Consider the following 16,416-nt stretch of genomic DNA (forward strand, 5'->3'; position numbering starts at 1 on the left):
CAATCAGATCCGGGTTCATTTCACGGGCCTTTTTAAAATCAGCCAGCATCACCGCACTGTCAATGTAATTGATGATCAAAGGAGCTGCAACCGACAAACCATTTGTTCCGTAAGTATAATTCATGATCACAACCCGGAACCCGTTCTTATTTACCAGCAAAGGATAATGCTTGTTTCGCTCCTCTTTGTTTCGAAACGTTCCGGTATGCTGCACCCCCAGGCGATCCAGTACATCCAGTGTTTTGACAACTCCTTTTGCACCGCCGTCACAACTGTGATTATTTGCCGTAATGATGACATTGAACCCGGCATCCACCAAACTTTCAGATAATTCCGGGGGAGCCGAAAACTGCGGATAACCTTTATAGGGTTTTCCGGCATGTGTGACTTCCAGGTTGGCAATCGAAATATCTCCTTTTTGGATAAGTGGTTTTACGAATTGAAAACAATCACGGTAATCATACGCATCTTTCTTTGCATTGTACGCTCCGGCAATTTGTCCGCCGTGCTGCATAATATCACCCACAAACACGAATTGCAGTTTACTCGAATCAGCCTGTGAAAAAGAAAGAGAAATGCTTAAAACAGCAACAAAAATTCCTAAAACACTTCTCATTTATTGTTCGAATTTGATGATTAATACTTTATCTGTTTTCACCAGCGCTCTGAGTGCTTTCTCCAAAGGAGCCTTCGCACGTTCCGACAATTTCAGCCTGTTTCCGGAAGCAATCATCTTGTTTCTGGCTTTGCGCTGCAAAGACATACGCTCGTAATCTTTCCATTCCCCATTTTCGATATACACTTCTGTTCCTTTCGGATTAAGTGCAATTGAAAGTAATTCGGGTTTAGGAATGAGTATGATCAGGGAATCTTCTTTCGATACAAACTGAAAATCTTTTCGCTGCAAATCTACCCCGTAGAGCAATTCTCCTTTCATGATCAATGTCAGGCGTCTTTTCACTCCGTCGCCACTCAAACCATGTTTCATCTGATCCACATCCAGCATTTTATTCAGAGAGCCTACAAATAATTCGCTACCGGTTTTATAATACTCAACCGTATCAACAACCGCTTCATCCTGGAATTTCAGGGTGTTCAATTGCAAAATAGAACGAATCTGCTCCACCTTTAACGGCGTTTCGTCCAACACAATTTCATCTTTAGATTCTGCTTTGAAAAACAACTTATAGATCCAGTATCCGGCAAATACTATAAGTGCAATCAAAGCCAATCTAACGATCAGTGTTCGTATTTCTTTTATCCTTTGGCGTCTCATGTATCATTACTTGTTCAAATCCCTGGTTCTTGTAAAAATCAACAAGAAATGTTTTGGCGTTGCGTTCTGCTTCGTCTAAAATATTCAGTTTTTTCAAATCTTTCCGAATAGATTCTTCTCCTTTTTGCAGGGCTTTTGCTTTATCTTCCTGCGAGAAGTTTGACCGGAATCCGTTCACTTCGGTCATTTCTGTCCGGATCAAATCCGGATCCATTTCAAAAGAAACAATTTCAGGGGGCGGAAGCTGAATGGTGATTTTTTTTCCTTTTACTTCAATATCGGAATCTTTGATTGCATTCAGATTCACTCCGGCTTTCACTGTAGCCTTGCAACTCAACAGAATTTTCCGGTCACCAAACTTATACCATTCTCCTTCATCATTCCATTTAATGATTTTTCCAAGCGTGTATTCCGTGGTAGAAAGTGTTCCGATCGACCGGATCTGATACACCTCTGTTTCATGTACTTCTTTTTCGCCTCCGCACGAAACGATTAAAAAAGAAACCAGGATAAAAAACAACCAATTTTTCATAGGCTATGATTCAAATGCTGCTAAACACATTGCCTGCATTCCAACAATCAATGCTTTACTGTCAATATCAAATTTCGGGTGATGCACTCCATAAATAATGCCTAAATCTTCATTCCGAACTCCCAGACGGAAGAAACACACCGGAATTTCCTGTGCATAAAATGAAAAATCTTCGGATGTCAGGCGGATCGGTAATGCTTCCACGCTACTTTTCCCAAAGAATTTTTCACTTCTGTGAACCATTTTCTCGGTCAAAACAGGATCATTTTCCAAATACGGATATCCTTTTGAAATTTCCAAATCTGCCGAAGCTCCGAATTGCTGACAGGTTGCGTGAACATGTCCGGCAATCATTTCGAGCGCTTCTTTTCTCCATGCTTCATTCATGGTCCGGAAAGTTCCTTTCAGAATGGCCTTTTCCGGAATGATATTCGTTGCTCCAAGTGCTTCAAAATGCCCGAAAGACAAAACGCAGGGAACTTTCGGATCGCATTTCCGGCTCACAATTTGTTGCAATCCGGTAAGCAGTTGTGCTCCGATCATAATCGGGTCGATCGTTTGATGCGGTGTTGCACCATGACCACCTTTTCCGTTAATCGTAATATAAATTTCATCACAGGAAGCCATATACAAACCCGGTCTGAACCCGACATTCCCGACTTCCATTTCCGGAAACACATGCAATGCATACATTTCATGAACCGGTGGATTTTTCAATGCTCCGTCAGCAATCATTAACGAAGCTCCGCCCGGATTTTTCTCTTCTCCCGGCTGAAAAAACAACTTCACCGGATGTTCCAGCAGCTCTCTGTTTTCCCATATAATCTCAGCCGCTCCAAGCAAAATTGCGGTATGCACATCGTGTCCGCAGGCATGCATCACTCCTTCATTCGTGGATTTGTAGGCACAATTATTTTGTTCTGTAATCGGCAAAGCATCCAGTTCCGAGCGCAAACCGATACAGGAAGTGTTTTCCTTGTGTTTTTTGGAGCGGATTACACCCAAAAGACCGGTTCCGGCCACTTCCTTTTGATATGGAATTCCGATTTTCTCCAGTTGCTGCGCAACAAAGCTCATCGTATTGTATTCCGCATACGACAATTCGGGAAAACGATGCATGTGCTCCCGATATCCTTTGACTTTATCAAATAATTCGTTGGAACGTGTGCGGATGATATGATGAATGCTTGAATCCATTTAAGTGTAAATGACTGTTATTCAAAAATACGAAACTATGGTCAATTACGCATGCCGAATTCCCAATTAGGAAAACTTCCCTAAAAAAACAATTCATTCGTAATTCGTAATTCGTAATTCGTAATTCGTAATTCGTAATTCGTAATTCTTTAAAGTTAATTCCCGACCAGCAAATTGCACCCGCGAATATCTGAGTGGTCAAAGCGCCCCATCAAACGAAGTTTCCCGTCTTCCATCCGACCTAAATCCTGCGTTTCGATAAAAGCACAGGAATACAGGTTCGCCAGATCCGTTACATTCACTCCGCCTGTTTTTTCGTTGGTCAGACGTTCAAAAGGATCATTGACTTCCCGCAATGAGATTCTCATCCACACAGGTAATTCAAACAACCCGTTTTTGTCGCTGTAGGCCTGGGAAAGCAATTCACACATTCCATATTCGGAAGCAATGTATTCACAACCAAATCCTGCAATCAATTCCTGATGCATTTCTTCTTTGGTCATTTCTTTTCGCTTTCCTTTCATTCCCCCGGTTTCGATAACCGTTACATCGTGCAAATCAGGTGTTAGTTCCGCCAAATCGAGCAAGGCATAAGAAACACCAAACAACACGAGTTTTTTTCCGGTTTTTCGGCCTTCCGCAATTGCTTTCAGTAAGTTTTCAGAACTATCCAGGTAATAACCGGATAATGCGTGATTGGTTTTTGCAATCAGTTTATCGACCATGTAAACCAAACTCGATTCTCCCTGTGAAACATAATTCGGCAACAGGGCATAAATGATCTGATCTTCCAGTTTCCCGAGAAATTGTTCGTAAGTCGGGACAAAAGAGCGTTCATAAAGAGACAAATCCGCCACAAAATGTGTGCTGCGAACCATCCCGGTTGTTCCGCTGCTTTTGAAAACCTGTTCCACGTCTTTTCCCTCAGCAAGAATCTGATGTGTTTTGAAAAAAGCAATCGGTAAATGTGGAATTTCGGAATAATGCGTTGGTTCCGGACGGCGGATTAATTCCAGGTATGTTTTGTAAACCGGAACGTGCTCTTTTTGGAAACGATATACTTCCAGTGCACACTTGTTGAAATCCGCTTCTGTGTGGATCGAAAAAATGCGATGAATAAGCCCTTGCATAGTACAAAGATAGCTTGTTTTTCCTTCAGAATATGCCTTACAGGTTTTCTACTCAGACGGATTTAGCTATCCTTCGGCTTTTACGTCTTGTGAGACGGAGCCTCAGTCTTCACCAGCTATAGCTGGCTCTTACTTCAACGGGAATTTAATCAGGAAAGTAGTTCCTTTTCCCGGCTGGCTTTTCACCTGAATGGTTCCGCCATGCTCTTCCACGATCAGCTTCACATAATACAAACCAAGTCCGAATCCTTTCACATCGTGCACATTTCCGGTAGGAACCCGATAGAATTTATCGAAGATCATTTTGATATCATCCCGTTTCATCCCGATTCCGTTATCTGAGATCGATAAATAGAACGATTGCGAGTCATTCCAGGTTCGAATGACGATTTGCGGAACTACATTGCAATATTTCACCGCATTATCGAGCAGGTTGTAAATGACATTCGTGATATGAACCTCATCTACCATCAACACATCTTTTTCCGCATCCAGAACCAAATCAATTTCTCCTCCCTGGTCTGTTTGGTTGATGTCAAAACTATCTTTTGCTTCCAGAATCAAATCATGAATCGAACAGGATTCTTTTTTCAAGGCCAATTTCTCCTTATCCAGCTTCGCGACATTCAAAACGCGCTCCACCTGGTTTTCAAGCCGTTTATTTTCCTTGTAAATAATTTCGGCATAGCGCTTCAAACGATCCGGGTCTTCTTTAAAATCTCCCCGCAGAAGCAGTTCACTTGAAAGACCAATCGTTGAAATCGGTGTTTTAAGTTCATGCGTCATGTTGTTGATAAAATCGGTTTTCACTTCCGACAAACGCTTTTGCTTCAAGATCACATTCAGTGTAAATAAGAAGAACAGGAAGAGCAACAACAAGATCACGAAAAGGTAAACCCAGGGAGAAACGTTTGTTTTCTCAATATCGATAGAGGAAGATCTGACCTTTGGAAAAAGCACCGTAAAATAATGACCGTCGTTTTTCCATTTCAGTTGGTTAGAAGTTTTCCTGATCGAATCATTCGCAGCAACGGAATAAGAAGAATCTTTCGTGTACTTGATCATGTTTCCGAAGACAATCGAATCGGAATAACAATCGTAAATTCCGTAAACAAAGTCCTGGTTCAGACTCTGATTATCAAATTCCCTTTTAAGTAATTGCTCCAGGTAATAAGGATGCAACTCTTCTTCAATATCTACCGAAAAATAATTCGAGCGAATCTGTTTTACTGCTCCGTACAAATTGGCACTGATATCATCGTGCGTATTGAGTTCCTTGAGAACATCTCTCAAAGCAATATGTGCCCGCTCCGAAAATTGTTTCAGGTTCAAGCTATCTTCACGCGCCTGAATCTGAACGGTAATCCGCTGCGCTTCTGTTGTTTTGTGAATCCAGAACAATTGAATGCTCAGGACACTCAATAATGAAAGTATCCCGAGAATAATAACGGTATTAATTGTTTTGCGATTCAACTATAATTGAGAATGGAAAATGGGAAAATTGAAAAGCTTTTCATCTATTTTATCCGAGGAAATTCTGACTTTTCAATTATCCATTTTCAATTTTACATTAATAAGCTTCCATAGAAGGATCTACTTCTGCGATCCATGCAAGAATTCCGCCTTCCAGATTGTATAAGTTGGTGTAACCGTGCTGCTGCTCCAGGAATTGAATCACATTCGCACTTCGTTTTCCGGAACGGCAATGAACCACTACTTTTTTATTTTGATCAATTTGTCCGAATTCAGCAGGAACATTATTCATCGGAATCAATACTCCGCTTAACGTGCAAATATCATTTTCATAAGGCTCACGCACGTCGATCAATTGGAAATCTTCGTTTGAATCCATCCAGGACTTCAATTCTGTAACTGTAATACTTTTCATTGGTTTCTTTATTTAAAAGTAAAAAAGTTCAATTGTTATCATGGGATAAGTCTGAACTGTTTTCTTCCCCTTTTTCTACATATAAAACTACAAAAAAAGCGACCAAAACGATCGCTTTACAAAATTACGGAAAACAGTTATAGAAAAGATTCTTTCTCAGGCTGTTTCATTGGATTCTTATTTTTTTCCAAATACTTTCTGAAGCAAAGCTGTTACCTGTGCCGCCGGATCTTTACGGATCTTCGCTTCCTGCTCGCTAATCAGCAACATCAAACCATCAATTGCCTTAGCCGTTACATAAGCTTCCAAATCCGGATTCTGTTTGGTTACCAGCGGTATCTTATTGTATTTTGTTACCAGGGGATTCCAGTATTCCGTTACACGCACTTTGTCCATTGCCGTTTTTACAATCGGTTTGAATTTCTCTGTCAATGTAGCTGTTGTTTTTTCACGCAAATAATGTGTTGCTGCCGTATCACTTCCATTCAGGATCGCAAAACCATCACCAACTGTCATCCCGGTAATTGCCGCTGCAAATACATCGTAAGCACTTTTCGCTGCCTCTTCAGCCGCACGATTCACAGATTCTTCGAATTGTGTAACCTGACTTTGCATTCCTAACTTTACTAACTTATCTTTCATTTCATTCGCCTCAGCCGGCCATGGAATAAAGATCTTTTGATTCTTGTAAAAACCGTCTGTTAAACCTGCAGAACTTGCTGCCGATTTTGCACCGGTTGTCAAGGCTTCCCGCAAACCGCTGACTACTTCGTCGTTTGTTAAGGAACCTTTTCCCGGTGTTGTAGACAATTGTTCTTTTCCTTTTGAAAGCACTTTCCCCAGGGTTTGAGCATTTGCCAAATAACCCGTACTGATAAATAATGCAGTTGCGATAACGATTTTCATATGTTGAGATTTAATATTCCTGATTATAAGAACTACAAAACAACCAAAGGTTTAGCAGCTCTTTTTATTTTTAACGTTTGATAACACCAAAAATTGTTCCATAAAAAGAGTGGGGACGCGATGCATCACGTCCCCACTCTTTACTGAATATCCTTTCAGCTTAAAATCCTTGTACTCCGTTTACGGTTGTGTACTTCAGAATGTTTTTCTTATCCGGGTGAATGCGTGCAAATGCAGACTGAACTGCCAGTGTTCCTTCGTGGAATCCACACAGAATCAACTTCAGTTTGTTTTCATATGTATTTACGTCACCGATTGCATAGATTCCGGGAATATTCGTAGAATAATCCAGTGTATTAACTTTGATCGCATTCTTTTCGATTTCCAATCCCCAATCTGCAATGGGTCCCAGTGAAGGCTTCAATCCGAACAACGGAATGAAATGATCCGTTTCACGCAAAATTTCTCCTTGTGTGTTGTGTTGAATTTTCACGTGAGTCAATGAATCCGTTCCGTCCAAACCAACGACTTCTGCTTCGGTGATCAACGTAATCTGACCGCTTCCAGCCATATCAATCACTTTCTGAACAGAATCCAAATGTCCGCGGAAAGATGCACTTCGGTGTACTAAAACCACTTCTTTTGCAATTTTCTTTTCAGCAAGGAAGATCGACCAATCCAATGCAGAATCACCTCCTCCGGCAATCACACAGCGTTTCCCGCGGTAGAATTCCGGATCTTTGATGATGTATTCCACTCCTTTGTCCTCGAAATCCGTAATGTTCGAAATCGGTGGTTTACGCGGTTCAAAAACTCCCAAACCTCCCGCAATCATTACGATCGGGGCCAAATGTTTTGTTCCTTTAACGGTTGTTACGATAAACTTGTTGTCTTCCGTTTTATCAATCGTCATTGCCGCTTCACCCAAGGTAAATCCCGGTTTAAACGGCGCAGCCTGCTCCATCAGGTTATCAACCAGATCACCTGCCAAAACTGACGGGAATCCCGGAATATCGTAAATGGGTTTTTTCGGATAAATCTCCGAACATTGTCCACCCGGCTGCGGTAATGAATCTATTAAATGGCAGTGTAACTTCAATAACCCTGCTTCGAAAACGGTGAAAAGTCCAACCGGACCTGCACCAATTATTATTATATCTGTTTCAATCATTATTTCTATAAAAAGTGTTGCAAAAATAACGATTGTTTGCCAGATTTTTATCGCTAAAACGAGGTAAAATGGGTTGACTCCTGAAGGCTTTCTTTTTGTTGAAGGAAGCGTGAAAACGAATCCGGGAACTACCCGCTCCCGGAGAGAATTAATCATTTTAATATTGGCTATTAACAATTTTTGCATCATGAAAACTACTGTTTGCCAAATGGCAAACAGGCAAATTGGCAAATTGACGTTTCAGGCACAACTGAAATGATCACCGGACCTTTCTGAAAAATCATCACCAGGCGCATTTCCGCTCTCCCCCCTTTCACAACAGGCCGGTTCGCAATATTGCAAACCGGCAATTTTGAGCTCCAGACAAGCACAAAGTCACATTCAGTTTTTCCTTTCCGGTTTCAACAGCTTTATTACCTTTGCTTGAAAGGGTTATCCATGATTCAATCAAAAATCAATCTGTTTTTTCAAAAAATAAAGCAAAACCTGCTCCTTGTTCTGATCCTGGTCATTGCAGCAATTCTCCGGCTTTACAATTGGACAGAAATCCCTTACATGCACGACGAATTGAGCGCATTGGTCCGCACGGATTTCAATAATCTTCACGACCTGATCAATTTCGGAGTCAAATACGGTGACACGCATCCGGCACTCATCCAAGTTTTTCTTTATTACTGGACCGGAATTTTCGGCTATTCCGAATGGATTGTGAAACTTCCTTTTATTCTTACCGGAATCGGAAGTGTCTACCTGGCCTACAAAATCGGTTTGCGCTGGTCGAACAAAACAGCCGCTTTGATCGTAGCATCTATCATTGCCTGTTCAGAATATACGATTCTATTCAGCCAAATCATCCGGCCTTATACCAGCGGATTGTTCTTCACCTTGTTATTAGTTTATCACTGGAGCGAACTGGTTTTCTATAAAAACTACCGCCTGAAACACCAGTTTTACGTTGTTCTTGCAATTATTCTTTGTTCCTACAATCATCATTTCAGCCTGCTTACCTGCGCCCTGGTCGGATTGATGGGACTATTTTTTGTTGGAAAAAAACACCTTTGGAGATACTTGATTTTATGCGCCATTGCCGTTGCAGCTTATCTGCCGCATTTAAACATTTTCCTCAAACAATTGGGCGATGGCGGAGTTGGTGAATGGCTCGGAAAACCCGAATCCGACTTCTTGTTTCATTACCTATTTTATGTCTGTCATTTTTCCATTTCATTGGTCGTTTTACTTTCCGGAATCTGGCTCTACAGCAGGGCGTACGGTAAAAAAACGCCCAAACAACGGAAACCGCTTTATTTCTCAGGAGCTTTGTTTTTCTCCGTTTATTTCATCGCTTATTTCTACTCTATTTACGGCTCAGCAGTGTTGCAATATTCCGTTCTCATTTTTGTATTTCCATTTTTACTTATTTTCATTTTCGGATGGATCAAAGAGCAATCCGAAATTGTCAACACCGTTTTTGTAGGCTGTATCTGCATTGGTTTAATCAGCACCCTGATTTTCAGCAGAAAGTATTATTCCATTTTCTATGTCCCGATTTTCAAACAATTCGTGACGGATGCGCACGATGCAAACAAAGAAAATCCGAAAACACTGACCCTTCTCTTTACGGATGAACCTAAAACACGTTTTTACCAGAAACGCCAGAACCTAGATATTCCAAAATCCTATTTGTTTATCAACAACCCGGAATTTACAGAGACGCGATTGATCTCCCTGCTGAACGACAATTTTGAGAAATTCGATCGCGTTTACCTGGGTTCAACATCCCTGATGCCGGCAAATTACCGGTCCATTATTCTTTCAAAATACCCGCGTATTATCTGGCAGCGAAATTACTTTTCTGCTTCCACGCTTTTAGCTGCAAAAGGTTCTCCAAGTGAAAAAGCACTGGCCGATCTCTCGAAAAATCACGAATTATTTAATGGTTACGATCCCAGCAAATGGTATAACAATTCCTATCATTTCAACCAGGATGAAGAATGGGGACCCGGTTATTCTAAGCCTTTATCGGAACTAATCAAAAAACCATCAGATTTGGTAGATGTGGTTGTGAAGCTGAAACTTTCTGATTTCGATCAGAATCCATTATTGATCCTAACTGCTCAGTCGGGCGATTCTGTCATTCAATTCAAAGCGAGTGAAGTGAAAAATGGTGTTCTGAATCGTTCGGACAGCACGATTACGCTGATTCAATCCATGAAATTCATTGATTTGAAGTACAAACATTTCGACAAACCATTCCTGAGTACTTACATCTGGAATCGCGACAGAAAACCCTTGCAAATTTTGTCCTTCCAGGTAATCTACCGAAAAGACAACCCGATCGTTTATTCCCTGAACGAACCCTTTGAAGAACCTTAAGCGCTGATAAACTTTTTGGCAAATTCCCATAGTACGATTCCTGCACAAACCGAAACATTCAAACTGTGCTTGGTTCCGAATTGTGGGATTTCGAGAATATAATCCGATGAATCGATGACCGATTGATCCACTCCATCCACTTCATTTCCGAAAACCAGGGCAAATTTGGTTTCTTTCAACGAAGGAATTTCATGAAGAAGAACCGTTTTTTCAGCCTGTTCAATACTGCAAACCGCTATTCCTGCGTTCTTCAATTCCGAAACCAGCTCATGGATATCCTTCCGGTACTCCCAATCAATCGTTTCTGTTGCCCCCAATGCCGTTTTATGAATTTCACGATGTGGCGGCTGTGCCGTTATTCCACAGAGATAGATTTTCTCCACATTAAAAGCGTCTGCCGTACGAAAAAAAGAACCGATATTGTTCAAACTCCGGATGTCATTCAAAACAATGATCAACGGGAATTTCTCCTGTTGTTTAAACGTCTGCTCGTCCACACGATCAAGCTCCCACAATTTCAATTTTCGATTCATCGCACAAATTTAATTATATTCGGATTCAATCTTGAATCACATGAAAGCTAAATCAATCTACTATTTTGTATTGATTCCGGGAATCATACTACTCACAAACTGCACCATCGAAAAACGGGTTTTCCAGAAGGGATATCATCTTGAATGGAAGAAGAAAACACCAAAAAGCATCCCGTCTGAAACGTCGGTTTCACTCATCGAATCAAGCCCGGAACAGGCGCAAACGAAGGAAAAAGCAACTATGTTTTCTGAAAATGATTCGCTATTACCTGTTGAAAAAACAGTCATTGAAAAGCCGGAAGGAAATGAATCGCCCGCAACAAGTAAAAGCAACTCCGTTACCTCAACAGAAAAACTTCCGGAACCGGAAAGAATAGAACAAGATCCAAGCGATCACCAAAAAAAGACTCCAAACCAAACAGACATGGACGAAAGCGATGCAAAAGAAGTCGAATTATTCGGAGTGATGTCTTTTAGCATGTATTTCGCGTCCATTGTTTTCACATTGATGGGAATTCTCGCATTTAATTCGGGATATGTCGTGATCGCAGCAGCATTTCTACTCGTTTTAGCACTGGTCTTCGGAATTATTTCCGTGATCCGGTACCGCAGAAACAAAGAACGATACCGCAGGAACTTCTTTGGTTATTTCGGACTAATTGCTTCCATGGTGACAATCACTTTAGGAGGCCTTTTCGTTTTGCTTGCTTTTCTTGCCGGCTCTTTCTAAGAAAATCGTTTCGGACATTATTTTCAGAGCAGATACCAACAACTGTTGAAAACTATCAACTGTAAAAATGTTCGTCCGTCTGACTTTGATTGTAAATTTGAAGTCTACGATAATCAGAGAATCCGTGTCAAAAAAAGAAAAAGATCCGGCGGAAACGCCCTTGATGAAGCAATACAATCAAATTAAAGCGAAACATCCGCAAGCTTTGTTGCTCTTCCGTGTCGGGGATTTTTACGAAACTTTCGGGGAAGATGCCGTTACCGCTTCAAAAACACTCGGTATCGTTCTCACCAAACGCGGAGCCGGTTCTCCTTCCGAAATCGAATTGGCAGGATTTCCACATCATTCACTGGAATCGTATCTTCCCAAACTGGTTCGCGCCGGACATCGCGTAGCGATCTGCGATCAGCTGGAAGATCCGAAAATGACCAAAACAATCGTCAAGCGCGGCGTAACGGAATTGGTCACTCCCGGAATTGCTTTCAGTGATAAAATTCTCGACGGACATCAAAACAATTTCCTTGCAGCCGTTCACTTCGGAAAGGAAACTCACGGAATCGCTTTTCTCGATGTAACGACCGGGGAATTTTTTACAGCCCAGGGAAATACCGAATACCTCAATAAATTGATTCAGGGTTTTGAGCCCAGCGAAATCATTTTCCAGAAAAACAAGAACCAATTGTTCCAGGAACTTTTCGGTACAAAATATTATACGTTCCGCCTGGAAGACTGGGTTTTCACTTCCGATTTCGGAAAAGAAAGACTCACCTCTCATTTTCAAACCAATTCATTGAAAGGTTTCGGGGTTGACAACCTCGAATACGGAATTGTTGCCGCAGGAGCGATTTTGCATTATTTGGGCGAAACCCAGCACGACAAGCTCGGACACATTACGCAAATTCAACGCATCGAAGAAGAAAAATTCGTTTGGCTGGATCGTTTCACCATCCGGAACCTCGAATTGATTTCTCCTTTGAACGACGGTGGAAAAACACTTTTCGATGTGATCAACGGAACGAAAACCCCGATGGGCGATCGCTTGTTGAAGCGCTGGATCGTGATGCCGCTCAAAAATACCGAGCAAATCAACCTCCGTATTGATGCAGTAGCTGATTTGACTCAAAAACATGCGCTTCGGGCAGAAATCGACCACGAACTGAGTGAAATCGGTGATATGGAACGTTTGATCTCGAAAGTAGCCGTTGCACGGATTCACCCGAAAGAACTGCGCGCTTTGTCGCGTATTCTGGAACACATGTCGCCCTTACGCGATGCTTGTTCGCACAGTGAAAGCGACTTGTTACAGCAATTATCAAAACGCATCGAGCCGTGCGAAGATTTCATTCTTCTGGTGGAGAAATTCCTTCAGAAAGATCCTGCTGTTTTGCTTGGAAAAGGACCTGTCATCGCAGATGGGGTTCATGCAGAACTGGATGAATTGCGTGCAATCTCCGAAAGTGGGAAAGATTACCTGGAAGCCATGCAGGAGCGCGAATCTGAAAAAACAGGAATTCCAAGTTTGAAAATTGCTTTCAACAATGTGTTCGGTTATTACCTGGAAGTTCGAAATACCCATAAAGACAAGGTTCCGGAAGAATGGATCCGCAAGCAAACATTGGTAAGTGCGGAACGCTACATCACTCCGGAATTAAAAGAATACGAAACCAAAATCCTTGGAGCAGAAGATAAAATTGCTGCCATTGAAGCCCAATTATACCTTGAACTGATTCAAAAACTGGCAGCTTTCGTCGGAGAAATTCAGCGAAATGCTTACCTCATCGCACAATTGGACTGCTTGACCGGTTTTGCAGAAATTGCTACAAAAAACAACTACGCAAAACCAACGGTAAACGACAGTTTTGTGATTGATATCAAAAACGGAAGACATCCCGTAATCGAAGGACAATTGAAACCGGGTGAAAATTATGTTCCGAATGACGTTTATCTCGATAAAGATGAACAACAAATCATCATGATCACCGGGCCGAACATGTCGGGAAAAAGTGCACTTCTTCGCCAAACGGCTCTGATCGTTCTGATGGCTCAGATGGGAAGTTTTATTCCGGCCGATACAGCCATTCTCGGAATTGTAGACAAAGTCTTTACACGTGTCGGGGCATCGGATAATATTTCTTCGGGAGAATCGACTTTCATGGTGGAAATGAATGAAACTTCGAGCATTTTGAACAATCTTTCCGAACGGAGTTTGATCCTGTTGGATGAAATTGGCCGTGGTACAAGTACCTACGACGGAATTTCCATCGCCTGGGCAATTGCCGAATACATTCACGAATTTCCGCAGGCAAAAGGAAAAACGTTATTTGCAACACATTACCACGAATTGAATGAAATGGCCGTTCAGTTTCCACGCATTCACAATTACAACGTGAGCGTGAAAGAAGTCGGGCAAAAAATCATCTTCCTTCGAAAATTAGTAGAAGGCGGAAGCGAGCACAGCTTCGGAATTCATGTGGCAAAATTGGCCGGAATGCCGGCAAAAGTGGTTCAAAGAGCAGAATTAATGCTGGAACAACTGGAATTGAATCACCGCTCGAGCGAAGTTCAATCCGTAAAAGACGTCGTCGTTCAGGCAGGAAATGCATCCGATATGCAATTGAGCTTTTTCCAATTGAACGACCCGGTTTTAGAACAAATTCACGATCAATTGGTTTCCATTGATATCAATACGCTGACTCCGGTTGAAGCGCTGATGAAATTAAACGAAATCAAAAAGCTGACAGGAGGATAAAAAGTTCAATGGGTTCAAAGCGTTAAAAAATCAAATTGAACTTTTGAACTAAACATACTGAGCTTGTCGAAGTATGAACTAAAAAAAAAACGAAGAGGTCGGAAAGCAAATTTAACAAGCAATGAAAAAGTGTTTTTTCTTATTCCTGTTTTATTCATTCAGCGTTCAGGCTCAAACAGATTCTACGCGTCTGCAATGGTTCAACGACGCCAAGTTGGGAATCTTCATTCATTGGGGAATGTATGCCGTAAACGGAACTTCCGAAAGCTGGTCGTTTCACAACGGAACAGTTCCCTACGCTGTTTACATGAATCAGATGAAAGGATTTTCTGCGGCGAAATTCAATCCGAAACAATGGGCAGAACTCATTGTGGAAAGCGGCGCAAAATATGCCGTTGTAACCACTCAGCATCATGACGGATTAGCACTTTGGGACACCAAACAACTGACTCCCTATCCTTCAAAGACTGATTGGAATACTTTTTTCCCGAATCAAGTTTATCCAACGAAGAAAAATGCGCTTTGGAACCCGGAAAAACCTTTAAGTACCATTTACCAAACACCAGCCGCCAAAGATTTGATTACTCCGCTTTCAAAGGCGTTTCGTGAAGCAGGTCTTAAATTCGGAACGTACTATTCCCTGCTCGATTGGTCGCACCCGGATTATCCTAAATTCCTGAAAGAAACAGATCGCTATAAAATCGCGGATGATCCTGCACGCTGGAAGCGTTTTCTGAATTTCATGCATCATCAAATTTCGGAGATCAACACACAGTTTTCTCCTGATTTGTATTGGTTCGACGGTGATTGGGAACATTCGGAAGCTGAATGGAATGCTGCAAAAATTGATTCCATCATTCATACTTCCAATCCGAAAGCAATTTTGAACGGCAGATTGCATTCCTACGGAGATTATTCTACTCCGGAGCAAAACATGCCCATTGTTCACCCGGAAAAAAAGAGCTGGGAATTGTGTCTGACAAGTAATGAAAGCTGGGGCTATCAGCCCTCAGACACGAATTACAAAACAACCAACGAAGTCCTTCAAATCTTTACGGAATGCCTGAATATGGGCGGAAATTTACTATTGGATATTGGTCCGAAAGCAGACGGAACCATTCCGGAAGAGCAGATCAAACTCCTGAAAGAAGTGGGCCGATGGACTCAAAAACATGCCGAAGCCATTTATGGAACAACTGCCGGATTACCATCCGGACATTATCATGGAAATTCCACCTTGAGTCAAGACCGGAAAACACTTTACCTGTTTGTGAATCAAATCCGGTCGAACGGAAACAGTCAAAATACCACCATCGATTTGATGCTGAAAGGCTTAAAAAATCAAATCACAGCAGCTGAAGTTTTGGGAAGCAATGCAAAGGTTCCGCTAAAAATAGTTGGAAAAATATCCTGGAGCTGGGTTCCGGGAACCGTATTCCTGAAAGTACCCGCAGAATCATTGGATTCCGAGATAACTGTTATCAAACTCACCCTGAACAGTCCACTGGATTTGTATGAAGGTCGCGGAGGATTTCATTAAAAACCGGGTGTGATTTTGCTCAGAATAAAATGATACGAAATCAATCACTTAGCTGTTAGCGAGGAAAGAAATCAACCGGATGTTTCGGATCAGAATCAAAAAAAATAAAAAAAAGTCACGCAAATCTTGCAAATTGAATAAAGGAATTGTTAGATTTGCAACCCGATTCCAAAAGTGGAACGGTAAGTTGAAATACGCGATAGTAGCTCAGTTGGTAGAGCACGACCTTGCCAAGGTCGGGGTCGCGGGTTAGAATCCCGTCTCTCGCTCAAAGAAATGATCTCGGTAAACGCCGGGATTATTTTTTTAAGTCCGCTCGCGAATGGTGGTTCCGATAACTATCGGAATGGTAGCCACGCCGAGACAAGCTCGAATGGTGGAATTGGTAGAC

The 16,416-nt window shown here is 41.8% G+C and carries 14 protein-coding genes and 1 tRNA gene; 5 read left to right on the top strand and 10 right to left on the bottom strand.

What is annotated here, in order from left to right:
• The 9 genes from Q1V93_RS10630 to Q1V93_RS10670 all read right to left on the bottom strand — a co-directional run.
• Positions 1-616 (bottom strand): CapA family protein (locus tag Q1V93_RS10630; RefSeq protein ID WP_300664511.1); only part of this gene is annotated, 616 nt, incomplete at its 3' end.
• A complete protein-coding gene (locus Q1V93_RS10635; protein WP_300664513.1) occupies positions 617-1,276 on the bottom strand; it encodes a DUF4230 domain-containing protein in 660 nt (219 codons plus the stop codon).
• A complete protein-coding gene (locus Q1V93_RS10640) occupies positions 1,233-1,808 on the bottom strand; it encodes a DUF4230 domain-containing protein (RefSeq protein WP_300664515.1) in 576 nt (191 codons plus the stop codon). Before Q1V93_RS10640 ends, Q1V93_RS10635 begins: the two co-directional genes overlap by 44 nt.
• Before the next feature lie 3 nt (positions 1,809-1,811).
• Positions 1,812-3,005, bottom strand: a complete 1,194-nt coding sequence (locus Q1V93_RS10645) for a M20 family metallopeptidase (protein WP_300664517.1) — start codon at positions 3,003-3,005, stop codon at positions 1,812-1,814.
• A gap of 155 nt (positions 3,006-3,160) precedes the next feature.
• A complete protein-coding gene (locus Q1V93_RS10650) occupies positions 3,161-4,135 on the bottom strand; it encodes an acyl transferase (protein ID WP_300664519.1) in 975 nt (324 codons plus the stop codon).
• Between the two features lie 129 nt (positions 4,136-4,264).
• Positions 4,265-5,608, bottom strand: coding sequence for a HAMP domain-containing sensor histidine kinase (locus Q1V93_RS10655; protein WP_300664521.1), 1,344 nt, complete (start codon positions 5,606-5,608; stop codon positions 4,265-4,267).
• Positions 5,609-5,705: 97 nt separating this feature from the next.
• Positions 5,706-6,023: a rhodanese-like domain-containing protein gene (locus Q1V93_RS10660; RefSeq protein WP_300664523.1), complete on the bottom strand. Its 318-nt coding sequence runs from the start codon at positions 6,021-6,023 to the stop codon at positions 5,706-5,708.
• A 177-nt stretch (positions 6,024-6,200) separates the two neighbouring features.
• A complete protein-coding gene (locus tag Q1V93_RS10665; RefSeq protein ID WP_300664525.1) occupies positions 6,201-6,929 on the bottom strand; it encodes a DUF4197 domain-containing protein in 729 nt (242 codons plus the stop codon).
• A gap of 160 nt (positions 6,930-7,089) precedes the next feature.
• Complete coding sequence (locus Q1V93_RS10670) at positions 7,090-8,100, bottom strand: NAD(P)/FAD-dependent oxidoreductase (protein WP_300664537.1); 1,011 nt, start codon at positions 8,098-8,100, stop codon at positions 7,090-7,092.
• 438 nt (positions 8,101-8,538) lie between these two features.
• On the opposite strand from Q1V93_RS10670, the gene Q1V93_RS10675 reads away from it, so the two are divergent.
• Positions 8,539-10,473 carry a hypothetical protein gene (locus tag Q1V93_RS10675; RefSeq protein ID WP_300664527.1) on the top strand — a complete coding sequence of 645 codons (1,935 nt, stop codon included), beginning with the start codon at positions 8,539-8,541 and terminating at the stop codon, positions 10,471-10,473.
• On the opposite strand, the gene Q1V93_RS10680 is transcribed toward Q1V93_RS10675, so the two are convergent.
• Positions 10,470-11,006: an RNA methyltransferase gene (locus Q1V93_RS10680; RefSeq protein WP_300664529.1), complete on the bottom strand. Its 537-nt coding sequence runs from the start codon at positions 11,004-11,006 to the stop codon at positions 10,470-10,472. The two genes, Q1V93_RS10675 and Q1V93_RS10680, sit on opposite strands and share 4 nt — an antisense overlap.
• 40 nt (positions 11,007-11,046) lie before the next feature.
• On the opposite strand from Q1V93_RS10680, the gene Q1V93_RS10685 reads away from it, so the two are divergent.
• The 4 genes from Q1V93_RS10685 (at position 11,047) to Q1V93_RS10700 (ending at position 16,294) form a co-directional block, all read left to right on the top strand.
• A complete protein-coding gene (locus Q1V93_RS10685; RefSeq protein ID WP_300664531.1) occupies positions 11,047-11,736 on the top strand; it encodes a hypothetical protein in 690 nt (229 codons plus the stop codon).
• A 124-nt stretch (positions 11,737-11,860) separates the two neighbouring features.
• A complete protein-coding gene (mutS, locus tag Q1V93_RS10690; protein ID WP_300664533.1) occupies positions 11,861-14,485 on the top strand; it encodes a DNA mismatch repair protein MutS in 2,625 nt (874 codons plus the stop codon).
• Positions 14,486-14,606: 121 nt separating this feature from the next.
• Complete coding sequence (locus Q1V93_RS10695) at positions 14,607-16,025, top strand: alpha-L-fucosidase (RefSeq protein WP_300664535.1); 1,419 nt, start codon at positions 14,607-14,609, stop codon at positions 16,023-16,025.
• A gap of 196 nt (positions 16,026-16,221) precedes the next feature.
• Positions 16,222-16,294: transfer RNA gene (locus Q1V93_RS10700), tRNA-Gly, on the top strand.
• The last annotated feature ends 122 nt before the right edge of the window (positions 16,295-16,416 follow it).

Source organism: Fluviicola sp. (assembly GCF_030151805.1).
Lineage (GTDB): Bacteria > Bacteroidota > Bacteroidia > Flavobacteriales_D > Crocinitomicaceae > Fluviicola.

Bases quoted from the DNA above. Each gene is read 5' to 3' on its own strand.
- Q1V93_RS10640 (WP_300664515.1), bottom strand. From the start codon at position 1,808: ATGAAAAATTGGTTGTTTTTTATCCTGGTTTCTTTTTTAATCGTTTCG.
- Q1V93_RS10685 (WP_300664531.1), top strand. From the start codon at position 11,047: ATGAAAGCTAAATCAATCTACTATTTTGTATTGATTCCGGGAATCATA.
- Q1V93_RS10695 (WP_300664535.1), top strand. From the start codon at position 14,607: ATGAAAAAGTGTTTTTTCTTATTCCTGTTTTATTCATTCAGCGTTCAG.
- Q1V93_RS10650 (WP_300664519.1), bottom strand. From the start codon at position 4,135: ATGCAAGGGCTTATTCATCGCATTTTTTCGATCCACACAGAAGCGGAT.
- Q1V93_RS10635 (WP_300664513.1), bottom strand. From the start codon at position 1,276: ATGAGACGCCAAAGGATAAAAGAAATACGAACACTGATCGTTAGATTG.
- Q1V93_RS10680 (WP_300664529.1), bottom strand. From the start codon at position 11,006: ATGAATCGAAAATTGAAATTGTGGGAGCTTGATCGTGTGGACGAGCAG.
- Q1V93_RS10660 (WP_300664523.1), bottom strand. From the start codon at position 6,023: ATGAAAAGTATTACAGTTACAGAATTGAAGTCCTGGATGGATTCAAAC.
- Q1V93_RS10645 (WP_300664517.1), bottom strand. From the start codon at position 3,005: ATGGATTCAAGCATTCATCATATCATCCGCACACGTTCCAACGAATTA.
- Q1V93_RS10675 (WP_300664527.1), top strand. From the start codon at position 8,539: ATGATTCAATCAAAAATCAATCTGTTTTTTCAAAAAATAAAGCAAAAC.
- Q1V93_RS10665 (WP_300664525.1), bottom strand. From the start codon at position 6,929: ATGAAAATCGTTATCGCAACTGCATTATTTATCAGTACGGGTTATTTG.
- Q1V93_RS10670 (WP_300664537.1), bottom strand. From the start codon at position 8,100: ATGATTGAAACAGATATAATAATAATTGGTGCAGGTCCGGTTGGACTT.